Source organism: Psittacicella hinzii, assembly GCF_003585935.1.
Classification (GTDB): domain Bacteria; phylum Pseudomonadota; class Gammaproteobacteria; order Enterobacterales; family Psittacicellaceae; genus Psittacicella; species Psittacicella hinzii.
This window is the reverse complement of sequence record NZ_NRJG01000214.1, coordinates 1-1431: the sequence shown is the minus strand read 5'-3', so window position 1 is coordinate 1431 and position 1431 is coordinate 1. Positions and strand designations below refer to the sequence as shown.

Here is a 1431-nt window from a genome sequence, read left to right as displayed (position 1 = left end):
AGCTAGTAATATTATTATAGCCATGAATGAGTTAAAACGCCGAATTTTCTTAGAAAAAACGGCGTTTAACAGTTAAAAAGAGTAAATTTAAAATTTTTAAAATCTAAACACTTAAATTTTAGTAGGAAAAAGCATAAGAGCGAATTTAGTCTTGAATTGCATGAATGTCTATGTACTATTACAATCCCATTACTAGATAATTACAAATGCATGACTAAATACACTAAATAAACTATATGCATTAATGTACTTAATGCTCTAAATGCCTTAACTTAACATAATTCTAATCTTAAACAATACCCATTATCCAGAGCACATTCTTATCTTTTTTAGACAACCACTAGGCTTTCATACATATCTGTAGTATTACTTATACTTACGCAAAGCTAGCAAAAGTAAATAAACAAATCGGTGGCCAAAGGTTACAGAAAAAGCCAAAACTTAAAGCTAATGGGACGGCATTATCACCACCGGTTTTATGAATAATCGGTAAAGCTGCTGCAAAAGCTACTGAGCCTGCTTGACCTATAGCACTCCAACGATAGTGGCGTATTAAAAGAGGTATTAGGAAAAAGCAGCTAACTTCACGTAATAGATCAATGAAAAATACTACTGAAGCATCTGCAGCCCCCCAAGCTTTAGTCACTACTAAGCTTGAAAGAGAATACCATCCCATACCAGAACTAAAAGCCAATGACTCCCAGAACGGAGTACGTGTAAGTAAACCTGCAAATAATCCAGCACCTAAACAACTAGCTAAGAAGATAATCGACATTAATGCTCCTTCATAATTAAAGAATATCTTAGCTAAATTGTAGCGTTGTATACCTAATTGTAAACCAACACTTAGCACCATAATTACAATGCAAAAATCTGAAATATAGGCTAATAGTTGTTGAGAATATTCCATTCCCCAACTTTGGCTAATTTTACTTACGACAAAACCAAGAACAATACATGCTATTAATTTAAGCGAGTCTTTTACTACTCCTAAATCATGAACAATTTTTACATTTTCATGAGTAATCTTATGTGCTCTTAGACGGTCAAAAATCCCTAAAACAGCAAAATTACTTAATTGAATTAACAAGAAAAAGATTAATACTTGGTAGCTTATATGTGGGATCTTACTTACTAGATCTGGGATAAGAGCTAATTTAATCCCCATTACTACTAATAGTACCTGTAAGCCGTGTAAACCTGTATAAGAGGTTATTTTATTTATAATTACAGGTTTAGGTGTTAGATAACCAATAACATAGCCAAAAAATAACGGCAAAATAACTAAACACAGACCTTCGAAAATCGCCATACTCAGTTTAAAAACTCAATAATTAAAAAAATACCTGTTTAGTATACACCTTTTTACGCACGTTAAAAAGCCTCCAACACTAGCTGGAGGCTTTATAAGAAATTAATTTGGCGATGACC

1 protein-coding gene is annotated in these 1431 nt (G+C 32.6%); it reads right to left on the bottom strand.

The window, feature by feature from the left end; translation table 11 throughout:
- Window positions 1-376: 376 nt before the first annotated feature.
- Complete coding sequence (locus tag CKF58_RS08265) at window positions 377-1312, bottom strand: LysO family transporter (RefSeq protein ID WP_119532790.1); 936 nt, start codon at window positions 1310-1312, stop codon at window positions 377-379.
- Window positions 1313-1431: the final 119 nt, after the last annotated feature.

Coding starts and splice junctions, on each gene's coding strand:
- CKF58_RS08265 (WP_119532790.1), bottom strand. CDS start 1,312: ATGGCGATTTTCGAAGGTCTGTGTTTAGTTATTTTGCCGTTATTTTTT.